20 protein-coding genes are annotated in these 19027 nt (G+C 56.3%); 9 read left to right on the plus strand and 11 right to left on the minus strand.

Features of this window, described 5'->3' with window-relative positions; all coding sequences use genetic code 11:
• Positions 1-61: 61 nt before the first annotated feature.
• Complete coding sequence (locus tag EDB95_RS19710; RefSeq protein ID WP_133996182.1) at positions 62-874, plus strand: oxidoreductase; 813 nt, start codon at positions 62-64, stop codon at positions 872-874.
• Here EDB95_RS19710 and EDB95_RS19715 read toward each other — a convergent pair whose 3' ends face one another.
• The 3 genes from EDB95_RS19715 to EDB95_RS19725 form a co-directional block, all read right to left on the minus strand.
• Positions 875-2680 (minus strand): ATP-binding protein, encoded by a 1806-nt coding sequence (locus EDB95_RS19715; RefSeq protein ID WP_162852695.1) that lies wholly within the window; start codon positions 2678-2680, stop codon positions 875-877.
• A gap of 201 nt (positions 2681-2881) precedes the next feature.
• Entirely contained in the window at positions 2882-3262 is a 381-nt protein-coding gene (locus tag EDB95_RS19720) for a VOC family protein (RefSeq protein ID WP_133996186.1), read from the minus strand.
• Between the two features lie 10 nt (positions 3263-3272).
• Positions 3273-3719, minus strand: a complete 447-nt coding sequence (locus tag EDB95_RS19725; protein ID WP_133996188.1) for a VOC family protein — start codon at positions 3717-3719, stop codon at positions 3273-3275.
• A gap of 114 nt (positions 3720-3833) precedes the next feature.
• Here EDB95_RS19725 and EDB95_RS19730 point away from each other — a divergent pair, with 114 nt between their 5' ends.
• Together EDB95_RS19730 and EDB95_RS19735 are read left to right on the plus strand one after the other, a co-directional pair.
• Positions 3834-5507 (plus strand): sensor histidine kinase, encoded by a 1674-nt coding sequence (locus EDB95_RS19730; RefSeq protein ID WP_133996190.1) that lies wholly within the window; start codon positions 3834-3836, stop codon positions 5505-5507.
• A complete protein-coding gene (locus tag EDB95_RS19735) occupies positions 5507-6283 on the plus strand; it encodes a response regulator (RefSeq protein ID WP_133996192.1) in 777 nt (258 codons plus the stop codon). The genes EDB95_RS19730 and EDB95_RS19735 overlap by 1 nt, the downstream gene beginning before the upstream one ends.
• On the opposite strand, the gene EDB95_RS19740 is transcribed toward EDB95_RS19735, so the two are convergent.
• Complete coding sequence (locus tag EDB95_RS19740) at positions 6280-7227, minus strand: NADP-dependent oxidoreductase (protein ID WP_133996194.1); 948 nt, start codon at positions 7225-7227, stop codon at positions 6280-6282. The genes EDB95_RS19735 and EDB95_RS19740 overlap by 4 nt on opposite strands.
• A 71-nt stretch (positions 7228-7298) precedes the next feature.
• On the opposite strand from EDB95_RS19740, the gene EDB95_RS19745 reads away from it, so the two are divergent.
• Genes EDB95_RS19745 through EDB95_RS19755 form a run of 3 tightly spaced genes read left to right on the plus strand, consistent with a single transcriptional unit; the run spans position 7299 to position 10092 of the window.
• On the plus strand, positions 7299-8153 hold the full coding sequence (locus EDB95_RS19745; RefSeq protein ID WP_133996196.1) for an AraC family transcriptional regulator: 855 nt from the start codon (positions 7299-7301) through the stop codon (positions 8151-8153).
• Complete coding sequence (locus EDB95_RS19750; RefSeq protein WP_133996198.1) at positions 8150-9457, plus strand: D-arabinono-1,4-lactone oxidase; 1308 nt, start codon at positions 8150-8152, stop codon at positions 9455-9457. Before EDB95_RS19745 ends, EDB95_RS19750 begins: the two co-directional genes overlap by 4 nt.
• Entirely contained in the window at positions 9454-10092 is a 639-nt protein-coding gene (locus EDB95_RS19755; RefSeq protein WP_133996200.1) for a hypothetical protein, read from the plus strand. Before EDB95_RS19750 ends, EDB95_RS19755 begins: the two co-directional genes overlap by 4 nt.
• Here the strand turns inward: EDB95_RS19755 and EDB95_RS19760 are convergent.
• The 4 genes from EDB95_RS19760 to EDB95_RS27790 all read right to left on the minus strand — a co-directional run bounded on the left by EDB95_RS19760 (position 10049) and on the right by EDB95_RS27790 (position 13115).
• Positions 10049-11071, minus strand: coding sequence for a hypothetical protein (locus EDB95_RS19760; RefSeq protein WP_133996202.1), 1023 nt, complete (start codon positions 11069-11071; stop codon positions 10049-10051). The genes EDB95_RS19755 and EDB95_RS19760 overlap by 44 nt on opposite strands.
• Before the next feature lie 5 nt (positions 11072-11076).
• Positions 11077-12372, minus strand: coding sequence for an MBOAT family O-acyltransferase (locus EDB95_RS19765; RefSeq protein WP_133996204.1), 1296 nt, complete (start codon positions 12370-12372; stop codon positions 11077-11079).
• Positions 12373-12421: 49 nt separating this feature from the next.
• Positions 12422-12793 (minus strand): DoxX family protein, encoded by a 372-nt coding sequence (locus EDB95_RS19770; RefSeq protein ID WP_133996206.1) that lies wholly within the window; start codon positions 12791-12793, stop codon positions 12422-12424.
• A gap of 91 nt (positions 12794-12884) precedes the next feature.
• Entirely contained in the window at positions 12885-13115 is a 231-nt protein-coding gene (locus EDB95_RS27790; RefSeq protein ID WP_246073752.1) for an SWIB/MDM2 domain-containing protein, read from the minus strand.
• 64 nt (positions 13116-13179) lie between these two features.
• Between EDB95_RS27790 and EDB95_RS27795 the strand changes: the two genes are divergently transcribed.
• On the plus strand, positions 13180-13380 hold the full coding sequence (locus tag EDB95_RS27795; protein WP_246073753.1) for a hypothetical protein: 201 nt from the start codon (positions 13180-13182) through the stop codon (positions 13378-13380).
• A gap of 65 nt (positions 13381-13445) precedes the next feature.
• The gene (locus tag EDB95_RS19780) at positions 13446-14969 is read left to right on the plus strand and encodes a PA2928 family protein (protein ID WP_133996210.1); all 1524 of its coding nucleotides are present in this window, start codon (positions 13446-13448) and stop codon (positions 14967-14969) included.
• On the opposite strand, the gene EDB95_RS19785 is transcribed toward EDB95_RS19780, so the two are convergent.
• Entirely contained in the window at positions 14935-15219 is a 285-nt protein-coding gene (locus EDB95_RS19785) for a DinB family protein (protein ID WP_133996212.1), read from the minus strand. The genes EDB95_RS19780 and EDB95_RS19785 overlap by 35 nt on opposite strands.
• A 4-nt stretch (positions 15220-15223) precedes the next feature.
• Positions 15224-16411, minus strand: a complete 1188-nt coding sequence (locus EDB95_RS19790) for a putative glycoside hydrolase (RefSeq protein WP_133996214.1) — start codon at positions 16409-16411, stop codon at positions 15224-15226.
• A gap of 29 nt (positions 16412-16440) precedes the next feature.
• Here EDB95_RS19790 and EDB95_RS19795 point away from each other — a divergent pair, with 29 nt between their 5' ends.
• Positions 16441-17658, plus strand: a complete 1218-nt coding sequence (locus EDB95_RS19795; RefSeq protein WP_133996216.1) for a hypothetical protein — start codon at positions 16441-16443, stop codon at positions 17656-17658.
• On the opposite strand, the gene EDB95_RS19800 is transcribed toward EDB95_RS19795, so the two are convergent.
• The gene (locus EDB95_RS19800; RefSeq protein ID WP_133996217.1) at positions 17632-19014 is read right to left on the minus strand and encodes an ATP-dependent DNA helicase; all 1383 of its coding nucleotides are present in this window, start codon (positions 19012-19014) and stop codon (positions 17632-17634) included. The two genes, EDB95_RS19795 and EDB95_RS19800, sit on opposite strands and share 27 nt — an antisense overlap.
• Positions 19015-19027: the final 13 nt, after the last annotated feature.

Consider the following 19027-nt stretch of genomic DNA (forward strand, 5'->3'; position numbering starts at 1 on the left):
GAGCTGCCGGCCAAAAGTAGTTTGCGTCGCGCGGACGACCTTTGTTGTAAATAAAACTACCATGAAAAAGGTCGTACTCATCACCGGGGCCTCTTCCGGCATGGGCAAAGAAACCGCGAAATTGTTGTTACAACAAGGATATACCGTGTATGGCGCCGCCCGGCGCGTGGAGCGCATGGAAGACGTCCAAAAACTGGGGGGCAAGGTGCTCCGGATGGACGTCACCGACGATGACGACATGGTCCGGGGGGTGGAAGAAATGCTGAAAAAAGAGGGTCGGATCGACGTTCTCATTAACAACGCGGGCTTTGGCTCCTATGGGACCGTAGAGGACGTGCCCATGGCCGACGCCCGGTACCAGATGGAAGTGAACGTGTTTGGCCTGGCGAGGCTTTGCCAGCTGGTGATCCCGCACCTGCGGGCCCAGGGGTCGGGGAAGATCGTCAACATCACTTCGATAGGGGGCAAGGTCGTCACGCCTTTCGGAGCCTGGTACCACGCGAGCAAATTTGCGGTCGAAGCCCTCAGCGATGCCCTGCGGATGGAGTTGAAACCCTTCGGCGTGGACGTGATTGTGATCGAGCCGGGGGGTGTACAAACGGAGTGGGGTGATATCGCCATGGCAAACCTGGTCAAGGTGTCGGGACAGGGTGCCTACAAAGGCCTTGTGGACCGGGTGTTGGCGATCATGCCGGGGATCGAGGCGAAAGCAGCGCCGCCATCGGTCATCGCAAAGCTGATCGCCCGGGTCCTTTTGGTGAAAAAACCACGGACGCGGTATCATGGGGGGTATATGGCCGGGACGGTGCTGACCTTGCGGAAGTGGATGCCGGATAAGGTGATCGACGCCGCCTTGCTGAGCCGGTTGAAATAATCAGGCATCCAAGGGGGTGCCGTGGTTTAGCGATACGCAAAAACAGCTGCCTTTCCCTTCTTCGCTGTCGATGTGCATGGTACCGGCGTTTTTCTCGATAAAATCCCAACACAGCAGCAGGCCAAGCCCCGTTCCTTTTTCCGAAGCGGTACCAAAGGTTGTGACGCTTTCTCCGTTGCGGACCTTGGCGAGCACATCGGCGGTCATGCCGGTACCGGTATCCGTTACACAAAATTCATCGATGGTTGCGCTTTTGCGTCGCGCGGTGATCGTGATCGTGTCTCCCTTGTGGCAAAACTTGAGGGCATTGCTCACCAGGTTGCGGAAGACGACCTGCATCATGTTGGAGTCTGCGTATACCGGGAACGAACCCTTGATGTCGCTGACCAGGTGGATGCCCTTGGCGGAGGCCTGGCGGGTGAACAGGTGGACGATCTCCTCCAGGACTTCCGTCATCTCGAACACCCTTGGCTTGACCACGATACCGCCGAGCTGGCTCCGCGCCCAGTAGAGCAGGTTTTGCACCAGCTCCGACGTGCTGTTGACGTCTACGGACAGGTGCCGGAGGATGTCAGCGGCTTCCTCCTCCGTGAGTTCGTTTTCTTTCAGCAGGTCGAGCAGCGACTTCAGGGATCCAAGGGGACCGTTGAGGTCGTGCGCGATGATGGAGAAAAGGCGGTCCTTGTCCCTGTTGGAAAGCCGGAGCCGTTCCGCGTGATCTTCTATGGCGGCCTTTTGCAAAGAAATTTCCTGGTTCTTGGTGGCCAGGATCCGGTTGCTTTCCTGTTTCACCTTCCGGTTGTAGAACAGCACCAACACGAGGATACCCAACAGGACGCTGACGAGCACGGCGACGCCGGCCTGCAACTTCAGTCGTTCAATCTTTTGCTCCGCGATCAGCGACTCCCTGGCGCGGACGATTTTGGCCGAGTCCTCTTTGCGCGTATAGGCAAATTTTGTTTCGAGTTCGTATTCCTTTTCCCGGGTGCTTTCGTTGGACAGGCTGTCCGCGTAAAGCTTGTTCATCTTCAGGTATTGGAGACTGCTTTTGTAGTCCCCTTCCTTTGCATACCAGGCGGACAACTGTTCGCTGGCGTCCGTGATGGATTGTTTGTTTTGAAGCGTTTTGGCCAGGGCGAGTCCCTGCAGGTTGTAGGCAATCGCTTGCTGCGTCTGGCCAAGACCGGCACAGGCGTCCCCCAGCATCAACAGCGTATTCATCTGGCCCAGCCGGTCCGACGTGTGTTTATAGTAATCCAGCGAGACGAGGTGGTACTCCCTCGCCTTTTCGTATTGCTTCATGAGGACAAGCGTATACCCCATATCGTTCCGCACGAATGCCGCGATATACCCATTGGGGTCGTTGGCCAGGTCCATGGCCTTTTGGTACCTCAGCATGGCGCTGTCGTATTGGTCGCGCAAAATATAAATCGCGGCCATGTCCACTTCGAGGTACGCCTTGAAGTTGCTGTCGGGGTAGTGTTCGACGAGCTGGAAGGCCTTGAGGAATTGCGCCAGGGCGTCGTCGGTCCTGTTGCCGTTCAGGTAGTATTGTCCCAGGTTCCGGTGGACCTTGGCGGACAGGAAAGTATCCCCGGCCCGTTCCGCCAGCGTCAACGCCTGCTGGTAGGAAGACAGCATTTCCGAAAGGTCCCCGACGAGCGTGTAATAGTCGCCCTTCGAACGCATGGCCAATGCTTCCCCGCGTATATAGTTGATTTTAGCCGAGAGGGCAAAGGCCTTCTGGGCATAGAACAAAAGACTATCCGCGCTTGTGCCGTAAAAGTCACTGGACAGCACGACCATACGGTTTATATAACCGGTGTCTTTTTCGACATCCGGGTTCTTTTCCTTATTACGCAGGATGCCCTCATCGGACCCAATGTGAGCGGGTTGACCATGAGATATTGTACAGACGCATACAGCCAAGCAAAATAGGATAGTGGCAAGTCTCATCACTAGGGCAGCACTGGTTTCCTATACAATATAGGAAAAAACAGCAAACCCTTACGCGCCGTTGTCCTGGATGACGGACAGGATATTTCCGCTGGGATCGGCAAACCAGGCGATGGTGGGGTCCTCGCCGCCTGAATGAATGCCTTTTGCATTCGTTTGCAGTGGCCCGGTATAGTGCTGGAAAGGCACGCCCAGGGCGGTTAGGGCGTCCACCGTCGCTTCCAGGTCTTTCACCCGGAAGTTGAGGACGGTGAAGGTGGCAGGCTCGTGGTTGGGCTTGACATAGACAAAGATGTCGTTGTCCGGGAGTTGTATGTTCAACCCCATCTGGTTACGGTTCACCGGGAGCCCCAGGGTCTTGCCATAAAAGGCCTGGGCCTTGTCGAGGTCGTCGACGGAAAAGCTGCTGAAGGTGCGAACTGGGTGTATCATAGCGTTTTATTTAGGCTTCTTCGAGTTCCCGGACGTTGAGTTTTACACTCCGCATGACCACGTTCATGACGCGCCCGGCCTTGGCGGGGTCTCCTCCTTCCAGCAGTTTGGTGAGTGCGGCGGGCACGACCTGCCAGGAAAGACCCCATTTGTCCTTTAGCCAGCCGCATTGTTGGTGGGCGCCGCCTTCGGATAACTTGTCCCAATAATAGTCGATTTCTTCCTGGGTCTCACAATTTACATACAAAGAAATGGCTTCGGTAAAGGGGAACAGCGGGCCGCCGTTGAGGGCCATAAACTGTTGACCGTCGAGCTCGAAATGAACCACCATGGGTTTGTCTCCATCGTGGTTGTTCGCGACCCCAAGGATGCGGGAATTCTTGATGATGGAAGTGTAGAAGCGGGCGGCATCCAGCGCGGCATCATTGAACCAAAGGAAAGTCGTCACGTGTTTCATAATGATTAATTTAATGACCCAAACCTACGCGCGGGTGCGCGCATTGTGCCTGTGTGAACGTGCCATTTTGGGGGTTGGTTTGTGCCAATGGCGGTAATAGGCTATTTTTAACGCGTGTATTCCAGGTTTGTATATAGTTGCCTTATCCTTCCGTTGTTCTTAAAAGCCCAAACCGACACCGTCTTCCGAAGCGATACGGCCCGGGCGCGGGCGCTCCTGCGGGAAAGCAATGCTTTCCGGGCAAAGGGCGACTATGCCCAGGGGTTGGACCGTTGCCTGCAGGCAGAAAAAATCATGGCGTCCTTGCGCCCCGACCACCTTATGGGCATGTGCTGGGTGAATATTGCCAATGTGTACCAGGAAATGGAAGGGGAGGGCAGGACGGAAGTCTATGTAGACAAGGGGATCAGCTACTGCCGGATGGCGTACGCCTATTTCGATGGGACCCGCGATACGTCGGGCCTGATCAGCAGCCTTAATCAGATGGGCGTGCTGTTCCGGGACAAGGCCAGGAATTTTAACCACGATTGGTACTACGACACGGCCTTCGACGAGTACCTGCAGGCCCTTCGGTTGATCGACCTGTCGGGTAAGGGCGTCGACAGCCGCGCCAAGCTGTACAACAACATCAGCCAGGTCTACCTGGAGCATAAAAACAACCTCGACTCGGCCCTGGCGTACCTGTTTATGGCGGTCAAGGCCAACGAGGCACAAAAGTATCCCCTCGGGCTGACCTACAATTACGGGAACATCGCTCATGTATACCGGAACAAACACGACTACCGGCAGGCCTTGGTGTATGCGCGGAAAATGCTCGGCACCGCCCGGGGCCTGCGGCAGCCCGAACGGGAATTGAACGGCCTTTTCGAAATGTATGAAGTGTTCAGGGACGCCGGCCGGTCCGACTCTGCCTTGACCTACTATATATCCGCCAACCAGCTCAACGACTCGCTCACCAACATTGCCAAGACGCGGCAGGTATCGGAACTCCAGACGAAGTACGAAACTGCGAAAAAGGAGGCGGAAATCGGCCGCCTTCGCACGGAGCGGAGCGCACAAAACAAAGAGATCGTTTCCCTCATAGCCACGGCCCTTTTGCTGGGTGGTCTCGCCGCCTGGATGATCACGTTGTACAACCGGGTCCGCAAACAGGGCCGGCAGATCGCCGAGCAGTCCACCCGTCTGGAGGTCATGATGAAGGAGCTCCACCACCGGGTCAAAAACAACCTCCAGGTGGTCTCCAGCCTGCTCAGCCTGCAAAGCTATGACGTCCAGGACGAGCGTGCTTCGGCCGCGCTCAGGGAAAGCCGCCAGCGCGTGGAGGCCATGAGCCTCATCCACCAGCGGTTGTACAACCGGGACGCCCTGACGACGGTTAACTTGCAGGAATACCTTTCCGACCTGGCCGAGTCGCTCCTGGCCTCTTATGGATTCGAGCGAGACACCTTTGACCTGGATGTCAGCGTCCACCCGGAATGGTTGGATGTGGACAAGGCGTTGCCTATCGGGCTGATCATAAACGAAATGGTGACCAACGCCTTGAAATACGCCTATCCCGGCATTGCCCGGCCTTCGCTGCAGATCCGGATCACCGAAGAGCCCCTGCGCCTGGTTTGCCAGGTCCGGGACAACGGCGTGGGCATAGACCTCGATCGCTGGAAACAAAAGACGAGCTCTTTTGGCAAACAGCTCATCACCGCCCTTTGCAAACAACTAAGGGCGGAACAAACCCTGGTAGTCGACGGGGGAACCGCATTTACGCTGACCATACCCAAACAAGCCGCCTGATGGAACCCACCCGCGTGATGATTATCGAAGACGAGGCGCTGGTCGCCATGGACCTGGCCAAGGGGCTGGAAAAAGACGGCTACCAGGTCACGGGTATCGCCGACAACGCCCGTGAGGCGGTGGAGCTGTTCCGGGCCGGAGCGGTCGATATCCTGCTGGTCGACGTCAACATCATCGGCGACAAGGATGGGATCGACACGGCCACGGAACTCCTGAAACACCGAAGCGTTCCGCTGATCTACCTGACGGCCTTTACCGACCCGCGAACCCTCGAAAGGGCAAAGGCGACCCAGCCGTCCGCTTACCTGGCCAAGCCCTACACCCTGACCAATGTGCGGATCGCGATCGAGATGGCCATGCACAACTTCGCCGTCACCCGGCAGGGGAGCGCCACCGGGAAGGTGATTTCCCTGGAAAAGCATTCCCCTGCCGAGGCTTCCGACAAAGAGACCATCCTCCGGCTGGACGACTATATTTTTGTCAAGCATCAATATACGTTTGTCCGGATCCGGCTTGCCGACATCCACTATGTGGAGGCCGAAAACAATTACGTCCAACTGGTCACCGCCGAACGGAAATTCCTGTTGCGCCTGTCGTTCGCCCAGCTCCTGGAAAAGATCGATTACAAGCCCCTGGTCCGCATCCACCGTTCTTATGCCGTCAACATCGACGTCCTCCACGCTTTTAACGAACAAGAGGTGACCGTGGGGAAAACGGTGCTGCCGATCGGGCGGACGTATAGGGAGGAATTTTTAAAGCGCTTTCACTTCCGTTAGGGTTTCAGGATGATTTTCCCCCGTGTCCGGCCCGATTCCACACTTTGATGGGCCGCCGCGATCTGGTCAAACGTGTACGTTTCCGACACATGGCTGCGGAGTTCCCCGCCCGCGAGCAATCCGGCGATGGCCTTCATCTGCTCCCCGTCGGAGTAGACGCTCATCCGGTAGGTGTACACGTCCTTCGCCCTGGCCTGTTCGAGGAGTGCGTCGTCGAATTGTGTAAGGATGCTGATCAGCCGGCCACCCTTTTTGAGTGCTGCCAGCGAGCGGCCGGGCTCGTCGAGGGAATCCAATACGATGTCTGCATCCGTAACGACTACTTCAAATCGTTCGGTGGTGTAGTCGATGAATTGATCGGCACCCAACCCGAGAACAAATTCCTTATTTTTTGGGGAGCCCGTACCGATCACAAAGGCGCCAAAGTGTTTGGCGATTTGTACGGCATAGTGCCCGACACCCCCGGCGGCAGCATGGATGAGGACCTTGTCGCCTTTTTGGATCCTGGCATACGTGACCAGCGCCTGCCAGGCGGTCAGGGCCGTAAGGGTAGCGGCGGCGGCTTCTTCGTGCGTGGTGTTGGCTGGTTTGAGCGCCAGGTGGTCTTCGGGCGCGGTGGTGTATTCGGCGTAGGCCTTGCCGTGACCCTTGAATTTGACCATGCCAAAGACTTCGTCGCCCTTTTTGAACCGGGTCACCGCTTTGCCGGTGTCCACGACGACCCCCGAGACGTCCCAGCCCAGGATGATGGGCTTTTCTTTAGCCCCCTCTCCCAGGACATAATCGACGTACTGCTGTCTGCTCCGGACGAAAGTATCTACAGGATTGATACTAATGGCTTTGTTTTGGATAAGGACCTCGTGGTCCCCCGGAACCGGCGCGGGTATCTCCGCGACTTTGAGTTTGTCCACTCCTCCCGGTTCGGTAAGAATGATGGCTTTCATGACACAAAGCTACGCCGGTGCCTTCCCCCGGTCCTTGTACGGTCCGGGGTATAATTTGTACATTTAGGGGTATGCTCGTCCATAATTTGTACAAGCCATTCGAGATCGAATACCTCGAAATAGAGACGTGCCCCGTCAACGAACACCGGCACACCTTTTTCGAACTGATCTATACGTTTTTCGGGAAGGGTGTCCAACACGTCAACCAGCAGACCCTGAACTATTATCCCGATAATATGTTCCTGTTGTTCCCCCAGGACGTTCAACATTTTATCTGTACCGAAAAGACGGGCTTCCTTTTTATCCGTTTTAACGAGGTCTACCTGACATCCCAGAAACCCCGGGACGACCGGGGCGGCTTAGGGGACTGGGCGGCCAAGATGGAGTATATCTTTCACAACACGCCGCACCTCCCGGGCTGCATCCTCCGGGAACAGGCCGACAAACCCCTGGTCAGAGCTCTGCTGGAAGCCATCCGCCGGGAATCGGCGGAGGACAGGTCCCTACACCGGGAGGTCCTGCAACAACTGATCAATACGCTCCTGACAATTGTTGCCCGGAACATTTCCCTGCTGGGACAGGAAGAACGCCAGGGTCGCGGCCAGGACCTGGTGGGCTATATCCACCAGCACATCTACGACCCGGAACGGCTCAAGGCCGGCGCCCTGGCGGCCCACTTCCATATTTCGCTGAACTACATCAGCGAGTACTTCAAGAAACAAACCGGCGAAAGCCTCCAGCAATACATCACCCGCTACAAGCTCAAGCTGGTGGAAACCCGTCTGCAGTATAGCGACCTCCGTATAAACGAGATCGTTTCCGAACTGGGTTTTACAGATGAAAGCCACCTCAACCGGCTTTTTAAAAAGTATAGGGGGATGAGCCCGTCGGCTTTCAGAAGGCAGATCCATGAACACGCTATATGAAAAAACGAACCTTCATAAAACTATCCTCCCTTATGGCCGCAGGCTCCCTGTTTTCACCGTTGATCGACTGGGCACAGCAAGACTTGACCAACTGGGCCGGAAACCTTGCGTATGGAACTTCGCGGTTGAAAAGGGTATCCTCCGTGGAGGAAGCACGACCCTGGATAAAGGCGCAAACCCGTTTCAAAGTACTCGGCACCCGCCACTGTTTTAACGACATCGCGGACTCCAGGGATGAATTCCTGTCCCTGGAACCGATGCGAAAGGTGGTCGCTTTACACGCGAATACCGTTACCGTCGAAGCCGGTATCCGCTATGGTGAGCTGGCGGTGTACCTGAACGACCGTGGGTTTGCCCTGCACAACCTGGCGTCGCTTCCCCATATTTCGGTGGCGGGTGGATGTGCCACGGCCACCCACGGTTCAGGGGTGCACAACGCCAATCTTTCCAGCGCGGTGGCTGGGATGGAGTTGCTCACGGCTTCGGGCGACCTCCGGCAATTGTCCGGTGAAGAACTCCAGGCGGCGACGGTCCATTTGGGTGCGCTGGGGGTGGTGACCCACCTCACGCTGGCGATACAACCCACTTATCAGGTCCGCCAGTATGTCTACGAGAATATGCCGATGAGCGCCCTGGAGCAACACTTCGGGGAAATCATGACGGCCGGGTATAGCGTCAGTCTTTTTACCGATTGGAAGAACCGGAACATTAACGAGGTGTGGATCAAATGCAGGGATGCCTTTGCGGCGCCCCCCGAATTTTTCGGTGCAACGGCTGCCACACGCAACCTGCACCCCATCCACGACATTTCGGCCGACAATTGCACTCCGCAGATGGGGGTACCGGGGCCCTGGCACGAACGCCTGCCGCACTTCAAGATGGGTTTTACACCCAGCAGCGGGAAAGAGCTCCAGACGGAATACTTTGTGCCCCTCGAACACGCCTACGAGGCCATCAAGGCGGTGGAACAATTGCACGAACAGGTGTCGCCGCACCTGCTGATCAGTGAAATCCGCTGCATCGCGGCGGATGACTTTTGGATGAGCCCGTGCTTTAGGAGGCCCAGTACCACTATTCACTTTACCTGGAAACCCGAATGGGAAGCAGTGCGACAGCTCCTGCCGTTGATCGAGGCGCAACTCGCACCCTTCCACGCCAGACCCCACTGGGGAAAGCTCTTTGCCATGGACAAGACGAAGTTGGAAGCCTTATATCCAAAAATGAAGGATTTCCGCGAGCTCGTGCGGTCGTATGACCCGGGGGGAAAGTTCCGGAATGCCTGGCTGGAGCGATTGATCGTATGAATGACGCCGTCCTTTCTTATGCAACGCTCCACAAAGTCGTGGGGTTCCTGGGGATAGGCCTTGTCCCGGTCGTTGTCATAGGCTCCCTTCTCCTGGATCATCCCCCCGTTATCCAGGTTTCGGTCAGCGCGTATTATTACACCGGCATGCGGGACGAAATGGAGGGGATCATCTGCGGCATCGCGCTTTTCCTGATGTGTTACCACGGGTATTCCACGCTGGATTCGGTGATCAGCAAGCTGGCGGGTTTTTTTGCGCTGGGGATCGCCTTTCTGCCAACGTCTGATACATCCAGCAAAACCGACCTGTTGAGCATCCTCCACTACACGACTTCGGGGATCTTTTTTGCGCTGCTGGCGTTTATGTCCATCGCCCTTTTTACAAAAAGCGCCGGGCACAAAACGGAACAAAAAATAAAAAGGAACCGCGTCTACCGCGTCTGCGGGATCCTGATGGCGGTTTCCGTGGTATTGATTCCCATAGACGAGATCGGCGTGATACACGCGCGCATCGGTTTTCTAAAACCGACGCTTATCCTGGAGACGATCGCGCTCGTCTCCTTTGGTATTTCCTGGCTAACCAAAGGGGAATTTATTTTGAAGGATAAGCCGCTTGCGTTTCCAATAAATGATTAACCGTTGCCAGCCAAACCTGCAAGCCTTTGTTGTTCCAATGGGTATCGCCTATCCTGTACAGGCGGGCCGGATCTTTCGCCTTGGTAAATGGCGTATAGACGTCGATGACCGGGATTCCATGGGCGGCGGCGTATTGATGAAGGGCAGGGATGAGGCCGTTGTAGTCCCGGGGTTGCAGGATGGTGACCGGATTGGGGATGATGGAGAAATAGACCTCGTCGAAACCCGCTCTTTTGTAATGCCTGTAAGTGCTATCCATATTGGCTTCGAGGAGGGTCAGCTCCGGTGTGGGGACGGGGGCGTAGCTGCTGAGGTCGTCTTGCGCCAGGACGGTGCGCGTGAGGAAGAGGTACCTCCCGTTATCGGAGAGGGTGACGTCCCCCGATGCGCGGTGGAAAAGGGTATACGTCAGGTCGGCTTTAAACGTGCGCAGGGGCGCAAGACCTGTATAGCTAAACAGGTTGAATTCCAGGTTCTGGTTGATCACGGGGTTGAACAACCGCACATCAATCCCGGCGTATGCGGCTCGTACATGGTCGAAGATCGCGAGGTTCCGGTACACCAGCCGCATAAACCTTTCGCTGTTTTCGATGATCAGTATATTTCGCTGATGACGGTCCAGGGTATCGTCCAGGTCTGTATAATCCCTTCGCCCGAAATGATAACGCCGGATAGGACCAAACGCCGAGTCCGGGACATACATGACATAGCTGTCGCCGTATACATACAGGTCGACGTTTTTTGCCCCGGTGTCCGGGGGTTTTGTAAACGTATACCCGAATGGTTCGCAAAACCGGGGTTGGTTGTCGAGGTAGGCCATAGTAACCAGGTCGCCCCCGGCCGGGGCATGGTGTACGCCCCAAAAGCCGTTCATCGCATAGCGCTTGTCGGATAACCATTGCATGGCCGGCCGGGAGGTCGACAGGACCAGGAGCCCCAGCCCGAGAAAAATGCCAACGTACGCCAGGACCTTTTGCATGGTGATCAGAATTGAAAATAAATGAATTGGTTTTCGTTAAAAACTCCCAGGTAGTAACAGACCAGGGTCATGCTGCCCGCAAAAAGGGCAAACCGGGTATCGCTCCGGATAAAATGGCTTTTCCACCGGTGTTCCCGGAAGAGCATGATCGCGATCAGCACAAAGGACAGCCCCAGTTCCACCGGGTTTAGTCCATAGCCGGGGGCGCCGCTGCGAAAAGAGAAGATACCGGCCAGGTAAGCCCCTGCCTGGCGGATCCCCCGGGCACGGAAGAACACCCAAAGAAACGTGGTGGCCAGGAAGGTCAGGATCATACCGATCCGCTTCCGGCCCAGCAGGGCCAGCAGGCCGTGCAGACCGCCCCAAAGGACGAAGGTCCAGTTGGCTCCATGCCAGAGACCGCTGAGCAAAAAGGTGATCATCACATTCCGCTTCCGCTGGTGCTTACCGCCGAGCGGTATGTACACATAGTCCCGGAACCAGGTGGATAAGGAAATATGCCAACGCGTCCAGAACGATGCGATGCTCCCTGCTGTATAGGGTTCGTCGAAATTCTCCATCAACCCGATCCCCATCACCCGCGCAGCGCCGATCCCAATATCGCAATACCCCGAGAAGTCGGCGTATATCTGGAAAGAATACAACAGGGCGCTCGTGAACAGGTGCAGGGACCCCTGTGTGTGCAGGTGGTCATAAGAATAATCCACGGCCATGCCCAACCGGTCGGCGATGACGACCTTTTTAAAGAAACCCCAAAACATCCGCGCCAGCCCTTCCTTTACATTGTCCCAACGGTATTCCCTGTATTCGCGGAGCTGCGGCAACAGGTGTTGGGGGCGCTCGATCGGCCCCGCGACGAGCTGCGGGTAAAAGAGCACATACAGCGCGTACACGGAGAAGTCCTGCTCCGGTTCCTGGCGTCCGCGGTAGACCTCGATCGTATAGCTCATGGCCTGGAACGTATGAAACGACAATCCGATCGGCAGGATCAGGTAGGGGAAGGGGAGGTGAAGAAAATGGGCGTATTTGAACACCACCAGCAACCCGACATTGGCGGCAATGCTGGCCGTCAGCCAGGCACGCCGGGTGTAACCCCGACTCCGGCCTATTTGTAGCGCGGCCAGGAAGTCGATCACGATCATCCCCCCCAGGATCAGGATGTACCAGGGGACAAACGTCATGTAAAAATAACAGCCGGCGACCAGGAGCAGAAGAATCCTCGTTTTTTGGCGGGTAAGCTGGTAGTAACTCAACGTCACGACCATAAAGAAAACGAGGAATTGCAGGGAATTAAACAACATCGGGTTTCCGTATCATTTTATAAACGATAAGGAAACCCGATGGGTTGCGTTATGCCTTTGTCCATGGGAAGAGCGAGCGCAGGCGGGGATCCCTTAGATAGAGTCCCGTCCACATCAGGGCCGCAAAAATGAGGGGGAAAACAAAGTTTTCGCCCACGCGCACCATGATCGCCACGGCTCCGCCTAAGTAAGCAGTGACCAGCAGGGCGCCCAGCACGGCCGTCCGCGGGTAGGCATAGATCAGCGTGCACAGCAACAAGATCACTCCCAGCCCCTGGGTCAGGTCGGCCGGCCAGCCGATTTTTGCGGAAGCCTGGATCGTGTGGATCTCGCGGACGATCTTCATCGCCGCGTCGAAAAAAAGGAACAGCAGACACAGACCGGTCAATATCCAACCGGCCCTGAAGGCGCGTTTGTACATAGTCTTGGTTTTTTATAAGACAAATGTACATTCACCCCTGCACCGGGGCGCGGTGAGATTGCGACAATCGGGGGCGCAATTTGCGACAAAATCAGCTTACGTGCTGGCTCACGATCTTCGCGAGGTCAAACATGGAGACCTGTCCCTTGCCGGCAAACAGCGCTCTCAATTTGTCATCGGCGTTGATCATCCGCTTGTTGGTCTTGTCCTGGAGACCGTTCTTCTTGATGTAGTCCCAGATCTTTTTGATCATCTCCGTGCGGGGAGCGGGTTTGTCGCCAATCACCGCGGCCAGCGTCGGGCTGGGTTTCAGCTCGACCATAAACGCGGCGTTAGGAGTCCGTTTTTTCGCGGGCGCCTTTTTAGCGGCTTTCTTCGCTGCTTTTTTGGGTGCGGCCTTCTTTGCCGCTTTTTTCGGGGCTGCTTTTTTTGCTGCTTTTTTCGGAGCGGCCTTCTTTACGGCTTTCTTTGCGGCCTTGGGTGCGGCCTTTTTTGCTGCCGCTTTTTTGACAGTCTTTGCCATAACAGGTGGGCTTTTAGATGGGTTAGTTAATTATTTAAATGTAATGATTTTTGATGCAAAATGATTCACACAAAATTAACACTCATAAGTATCTGGTTATCAACATATTTTTCCGTATTTTGGGGCCCTATGATGCGCACCCTCGACCCTAACCGGAAAAAAGCCCTCGTTTATTTTTACACCCCCACTTCCCAGGTGGGCGTCTATCTCGCGGTTTTTCTACCCATTACGTTGGGCCTTGGTCTGTTGGGCCCGTTTTGGAATATCTACTATGGTCTGGCGACAGGAACCGTTGTCACCTTGCTGTTGCTGCTCCTTCGTGGCTTCCGCATAAAACGCAGGATCGCCCGCGCGTTATTCATATACGAAAACGGACAGGAGGAGCGGCTCGTGTTCAAGGAGCAGTCCAACAACTATGCCATCAAGTTGAATGGCGCGCCCCAGCAGGTCATTTCCCTGGAACGCAACGGGACGCCAGTGCAGATAAAGACCTTTAATCCTTACGTGATCAGCGTCTATACGATACCGAAACAGTCGGTCTACACCCATGACCGGTACCCGGGCATGATGGTACCCGCGGGTCTTTTTACGTTGCCCGAGCCGCCCCCGCGGAGAACCGGCTGCCGGGCCCTGGGCTGGCTGTTGTTCCTGATCCTGCCATTGAGTTTGGTTGTCGGGATTATCTATATCATCAACAGGGTGATGGAAAGCCATAGCAATACGTATGCGCAACCGGACGCGCTGGTGTACGTCCTGGAGGGCAAACCCGTCCTGGCGACCGCGGTCACTCATTTCCAGGCTAGCGAGGTGAGCAACGCCGGCACCTTTGGCAGCACCAATTGTTATGCCGAAGGGATGGACCTGGAAACCGGCAAGCGGTTGTGGAAGGTCAACTTCCACGGAAATGGCGGTGTTCGTTTGTTGGGTCAGTCCGCCCGGTACCTTTTCTTTTACAACGACGGGCTGTATGTCGTCGATAAACAGGAGGAGAAGGTGGTGGCCCGCAACGAGGACTTCCCTGCCATCCGGGACAAGATGTCCAGCCAGCCGGTGGGGGACTATGAGGGCGACGCCGGGTATGCCTATGACGATTCCCTACAGGCGCTTGTCGTCAAAGGGACCGACGGTCTTTTCTATACCATTGACGGAACCAGCCTCAAGACGGGCACGATCGACATACCGGATCCCGACGGCTATTTCAAGAACCCATTCCAATTTGGAAACAATTATGAGGACCATATTGCTTCCACGACCAATGACGGGCCTCATTGTATGGTCATCCGGGAACCGGTACGGAGGACCCTGTACAGTTGCGCGTCCGACACGACACGCCTGAATGGTTCGGTATTTCTCTTTGGCGGATTCCTGGTGGATGCCGCTGCACCCCTTCGCACGGCTTCCGGTGGTTTTGTCCTCCTCCACAAGTCGTCCATTGAACCCGATGCCACTTTGCTGCTCACCGGTATTTCATCCTCCGGCGGCACCCTTTGGCAGGTGAATACCGGTTATGCCGCCATCCCATTCCGGTTCCATGACCAGGCCGGGGATGCGCTTTATGTCGCGGGGAATACCCGAGGCGGGAACGGCGATCAGTTGAACGAGGTGACGCGGATCGATCTTAAGACAGGGGAGAAAAAGATTTTTTCGTTCTAGACACCCAATCCGGAGGGGTTTGCCCGGCCTGCCGCAGCAACAAATTCAACTGCGCCGCATGGTGCTGCACATGGCGCATATTGTACAACAATAACTCGAAAAGGCTATAATCCTTGTATTCGCTGACAAAGCGCTTGGTCAGCAAGTCGTCCGTACCCGACAACTGCCGGTGCAATTTGGCGCGCCCTTCCTCCAGGAACGCCAGCATGTCTATTGCTGCGCCGAATTGTTGCCACAAGAGTTTGTTCATCGCGTCACTGTTTTTTTAAAAAAATATCGCCGTCACCCGCCTGCACGGTGAAGGAGCGATTCGTTTGGTGTGTGGCGACGCTGGTATGCGGTTCGTCGAACCGGACCGTTACCACCTTGTTGGTGGAAGGATTGAACACCACCTCTCCCTTTTCATACGCCCTCATAAATGCCCCGGAAAGATTGGGTTTGCCGGGGTCGGCGAGCGGACCCATTGGTCTACCCAGGGACTTGTCCCAAAAAGGATACCAATCGTGGAGGTGATCGGGCGTCGGGAGCGCATTGGGATCGGAGAACAGGACATAGCCGTTCGAGAACACCAGCGCCAGCGTAGTCACCATGCGCATCAGCGCATAGTCGTTCCGGCTGTTTTTCCACCAACCCTCCAGGGCGGTAAAGCCGGGTTTGCGCAGGTGTGTTTCCCCCCAGATCAAATTTGTCGCGGCGGTGTGCCAGTCGGGGAAGAACGGACTGCCAAATCCTTCCATGTACATGCCGTTCAGGTCGGCGGCGGTCTTGGTGGGCAGGGAGCCGTTGACATTCCCCAGGATGAGGGCGTCCGGTCCGGCCGCGGCGCGTATGGCCTTGATGAGCCCCACGCGGGCGCTTCCGTCCGGGTCATCCGATGCTTTGTCGTGCCACCAGTCCAGCATACAGCCGTCGAAAACACCCGATTTCACCAGGGCCGCGCATTGCTCGGCGGCCATGTGCTGCACCAAAGGGCTCCCAAAATCGAGGAAGTAATTGACCCCGTATTCCGCGGGTTCACCCGTGGGGATGCGGTTACCCGAGGCGTCGTGTTTCCAGACCGGAGAGCCGGGCGGCAACCGCAGGAGCTTGTCGTTCGACGACCGGTAGTCGACCTGGGCAAGGAGGATGATATGGGGGTTGAGGGCCAGCAGTGAAGCCCGTACCTTTAGCGCCATTTGGATGCTCTGGGGCGTAAAGTGGCTGGCGAGCGTAATCGATGAATCGTTGGTGTGCAACCAGAGCCCCTGCCAGCCCAGGAATACGAGGTCGTGGCGCGCCATGATCTCAAACTTGGTTCCGGTCAGGGGGACGGTGGGGCCGGACGGGCCTTCGTTTAGGTTTTGGGCGGGGTTCCAGGCTTCGAAGACGCTGGGGAAGTCGCGGCGCTCCTGCGCGCTCGCCGTCAGGGCCGGTAGGAGTGCGATCAACCATAGGTATTTCATATAGGTAATTTATGCCTAAATTTAGTATTATGAACTATGCAAGGCTCCTGATCGTACTCCTACTACCCATGGGCGCGTTTGCCCAGCCGGGGTTTATCGGCAGCAGCAACTATATCCGTTTGGCTGCGCCCGGCTGTAACGCCGTCTCCCCAGTTCAAATACCCGGCAGCGCTGATCTTTTTATCAACCGCCGGTTGCTCACCGACCGGGGGCAGCTCGCCGGTGTCGATGGCCCGAACGATTGTAGCGGTGGGCGAATCAACCGGTTAGGCCTGGTAATCGACCGGCTGGACTGGCGGACCGGGAAGTTCTCTCTTGTAAAAGCCTTGCTGAATACCTCTGTCGATACCACCACCGGGCATTCCCGCGCCATCATCACCGAGGGGCCGATGCGGGGGGCGATCATACAGTCCGCTTATGACGCCGATGTCGTCGTTTACAAGGGCGCGTATATCGTCGTTTTTGAGTGCACACTGGCGAACGGGGCCGCCTACGGTGTGCAAGGCACCTCCATTGGGCTTAGCGTATACGATCCCGTTACGCAAACGCTGGACATGAGCCGGACGGTGGTGATCATCGGCGCCATCCGGGGTACCGGTGGGCTGATTGATGTCGCCGCTGTGCCTGAGTTGTTGGTGTATCGGGACCGCCTGTATCTGTACTGGTCGGACATTACGATCCGCAACGGGCAGTTTCTGAGGATCGCGGTCCGCGGGGCGGAGCTGGCCGCCTCGGACAGCGGGGTTTCGGTCCGCGGGGCGGCACCGGCTGTTTTGCAACACGCCGGCGGCCTCGTCCACACCACCGACGAACCCGCCACCACCGAAGTCTGGGCGCCCGACCCCAACGACCCGTCGGCCAACCAGACCGTCGACATCCGCGCCCTTTGGGTCCATGACAAGTCGGTTTTCGCCATGTCCAGCCAGGGCGGCAGCGGGTGCCTGACGCCTGTGGATAGCGCCGGGGGCTGTTTTCACATGGTCATCGTAAAGACCCGGGAACCCTTGAAGCGGCACGGCTTTAATGAGGCGGAACGGATAGACACCGCTCTTTTACCCACCAATCCCCAGGTGTATACGCGGCCCATAAAAGACAGCGCCGGCCGGTTCTGGATGATCGGGAATTATTTCTATCCGCGGGTAAGCGGCGGAGACCGGATCGCGCCCGGAGCTTATTGGAATGCCGCGAATCGCAAGCGGTTGGCGTTTATCCTGTCTCCCTTATTGGATCCACTTCTCCCGAACTAGGTACAGCTTCTTTTTGGCCCGGGTCACCGCGGTATACCACCACTTGAGCAACTCCGGGTACTTCATTTGGTACATGGTCTCCTCCAGGAACAGGTATACATGATCCCATTCGCCCCCCTGTGCCTTGTGACAGGTTACCGCGTATCCATATTTGGCCCGCAGGCAGTTGAGAAAACGGTCTTCGCGCATCTTTTCCCGGAAAAGCTCGGTGTTGGAGGATATGCCGATGTTCTTCATCCGGCGATGGAAATCCCTGAGCAGCTTTTGTTGGTCGTCTTTTGAAAAATTTTGGGCGTCCCCATATAGGATATCGAGAGAGAGGAGCAGGTCGCTTTCTTCACCGGACAGGTGCGCTTTGATCCGGACTTCCTGGAAATGCAGGCCTTGGTGGACCCGGATCGTACCGAGCTGCAGGACGGTCACAAAATCCCCGTTGGTGAGGCGGACCGGCGGATTGTTGTACGTCACCAGCAGGATCTCGTCCGTTTGAAGATTCTTGTTGGATTGGTGAAACGCGTCCGCTCTTACGTATTCGTTGATATGACCTACCGTTTTGTTGCTCCTGGCGATGGCGATCGTTTGGTGGGGGCCCAATTCTTTGAAGCGGTGCGTGTAGCTTTGAAGCAGTTGTTCGTCGTTTGGGAAAAATTCGACGTTTTTGCAACCCGTCGCGGGTAATTTTGGACGGAGGCCCAGTACTTTATTTTCCATATCCCGGATGGCCGATGCCAGGAGGAGGAGGTCGTTCTCCGTCCGCTCTATTTTTTCAAGCGTCTCCGAAGTGGCCGTGCGGTTTTGTTTGAAAAGCCAGTTGAGGTCGAGCGCCGGACTGTACGTTTGCCTGACCGGGGGCAGTTGTCCGGGGTCGCCTACGAAGATGACCTTGTTGCTGCCGGTGTGTGTAAAAAAATCGCTCAACAGATGACCGCTGCCAAAAGTCATCAGCTCCGTTTCCCCGGGCGGATCGTCTGAGAGCATCGAGGATTCATCGACGATATAGACACGTTTGCCGGATTCAGGCGGCCTGGGGTCAAACTTCAGTGTGAGCTGCACGGAGGCCTCTTTCGGGAGGTCTTCGATGACCTCCAGGAATTGATACAAATGGCTGTGCACGGTTTTTGTCATCAGCCCCGTCTTCCCCCTCAACACGGCGGCCGCCCGGCCGGTGGACGCCAGCAGGGAAAACTTGTACTGTTTTTCCTCCAGCCACCGGGCAAGGTGTTGCATCAGGAAAGTCTTGCCCGTTCCGGCGTATCCCTTGAGCACAAAGGTGTCTGCTTCGGGATGCTGTATGAATTCCTGCAACGCCTTGAATGCTTTTTTTTGCCCGTCATTCAACGCTACTTTTACCGGCATCCTAACAAGTTAA

It is taken from the genome of Dinghuibacter silviterrae, assembly GCF_004366355.1.
Taxonomy (GTDB): Bacteria; Bacteroidota; Bacteroidia; order Chitinophagales; family Chitinophagaceae; genus Dinghuibacter; species Dinghuibacter silviterrae.

What these genes read in the sequence shown, in the direction of transcription:
- EDB95_RS19710 (WP_133996182.1), top strand. Translation starts at nt 62, where the DNA reads ATGAAAAAGGTCGTACTCATCACCGGGGCCTCTTCCGGCATGGGCAAA.
- EDB95_RS19715 (WP_162852695.1), bottom strand. Translation starts at nt 2,680, where the DNA reads ATGGTCGTGCTGTCCAGTGACTTTTACGGCACAAGCGCGGATAGTCTT.
- EDB95_RS19720 (WP_133996186.1), bottom strand. Translation starts at nt 3,262, where the DNA reads ATGATACACCCAGTTCGCACCTTCAGCAGCTTTTCCGTCGACGACCTC.
- EDB95_RS19725 (WP_133996188.1), bottom strand. Translation starts at nt 3,719, where the DNA reads ATGAAACACGTGACGACTTTCCTTTGGTTCAATGATGCCGCGCTGGAT.
- EDB95_RS19735 (WP_133996192.1), top strand. Translation starts at nt 5,507, where the DNA reads ATGGAACCCACCCGCGTGATGATTATCGAAGACGAGGCGCTGGTCGCC.
- EDB95_RS19740 (WP_133996194.1), bottom strand. Translation starts at nt 7,227, where the DNA reads ATGAAAGCCATCATTCTTACCGAACCGGGAGGAGTGGACAAACTCAAA.
- EDB95_RS19745 (WP_133996196.1), top strand. Translation starts at nt 7,299, where the DNA reads ATGCTCGTCCATAATTTGTACAAGCCATTCGAGATCGAATACCTCGAA.
- EDB95_RS19750 (WP_133996198.1), top strand. Translation starts at nt 8,150, where the DNA reads ATGAAAAAACGAACCTTCATAAAACTATCCTCCCTTATGGCCGCAGGC.
- EDB95_RS19755 (WP_133996200.1), top strand. Translation starts at nt 9,454, where the DNA reads ATGAATGACGCCGTCCTTTCTTATGCAACGCTCCACAAAGTCGTGGGG.
- EDB95_RS19760 (WP_133996202.1), bottom strand. Translation starts at nt 11,071, where the DNA reads ATGCAAAAGGTCCTGGCGTACGTTGGCATTTTTCTCGGGCTGGGGCTC.
- EDB95_RS19765 (WP_133996204.1), bottom strand. Translation starts at nt 12,372, where the DNA reads ATGTTGTTTAATTCCCTGCAATTCCTCGTTTTCTTTATGGTCGTGACG.
- EDB95_RS19770 (WP_133996206.1), bottom strand. Translation starts at nt 12,793, where the DNA reads ATGTACAAACGCGCCTTCAGGGCCGGTTGGATATTGACCGGTCTGTGT.
- EDB95_RS27790 (WP_246073752.1), bottom strand. Translation starts at nt 13,115, where the DNA reads ATGGTCGAGCTGAAACCCAGCCCGACGCTGGCCGCGGTGATTGGCGAC.
- EDB95_RS19780 (WP_133996210.1), top strand. Translation starts at nt 13,446, where the DNA reads ATGATGCGCACCCTCGACCCTAACCGGAAAAAAGCCCTCGTTTATTTT.
- EDB95_RS19785 (WP_133996212.1), bottom strand. Translation starts at nt 15,219, where the DNA reads ATGAACAAACTCTTGTGGCAACAATTCGGCGCAGCAATAGACATGCTG.
- EDB95_RS19790 (WP_133996214.1), bottom strand. Translation starts at nt 16,411, where the DNA reads ATGAAATACCTATGGTTGATCGCACTCCTACCGGCCCTGACGGCGAGC.
- EDB95_RS19795 (WP_133996216.1), top strand. Translation starts at nt 16,441, where the DNA reads ATGAACTATGCAAGGCTCCTGATCGTACTCCTACTACCCATGGGCGCG.
- EDB95_RS19800 (WP_133996217.1), bottom strand. Translation starts at nt 19,014, where the DNA reads ATGCCGGTAAAAGTAGCGTTGAATGACGGGCAAAAAAAAGCATTCAAG.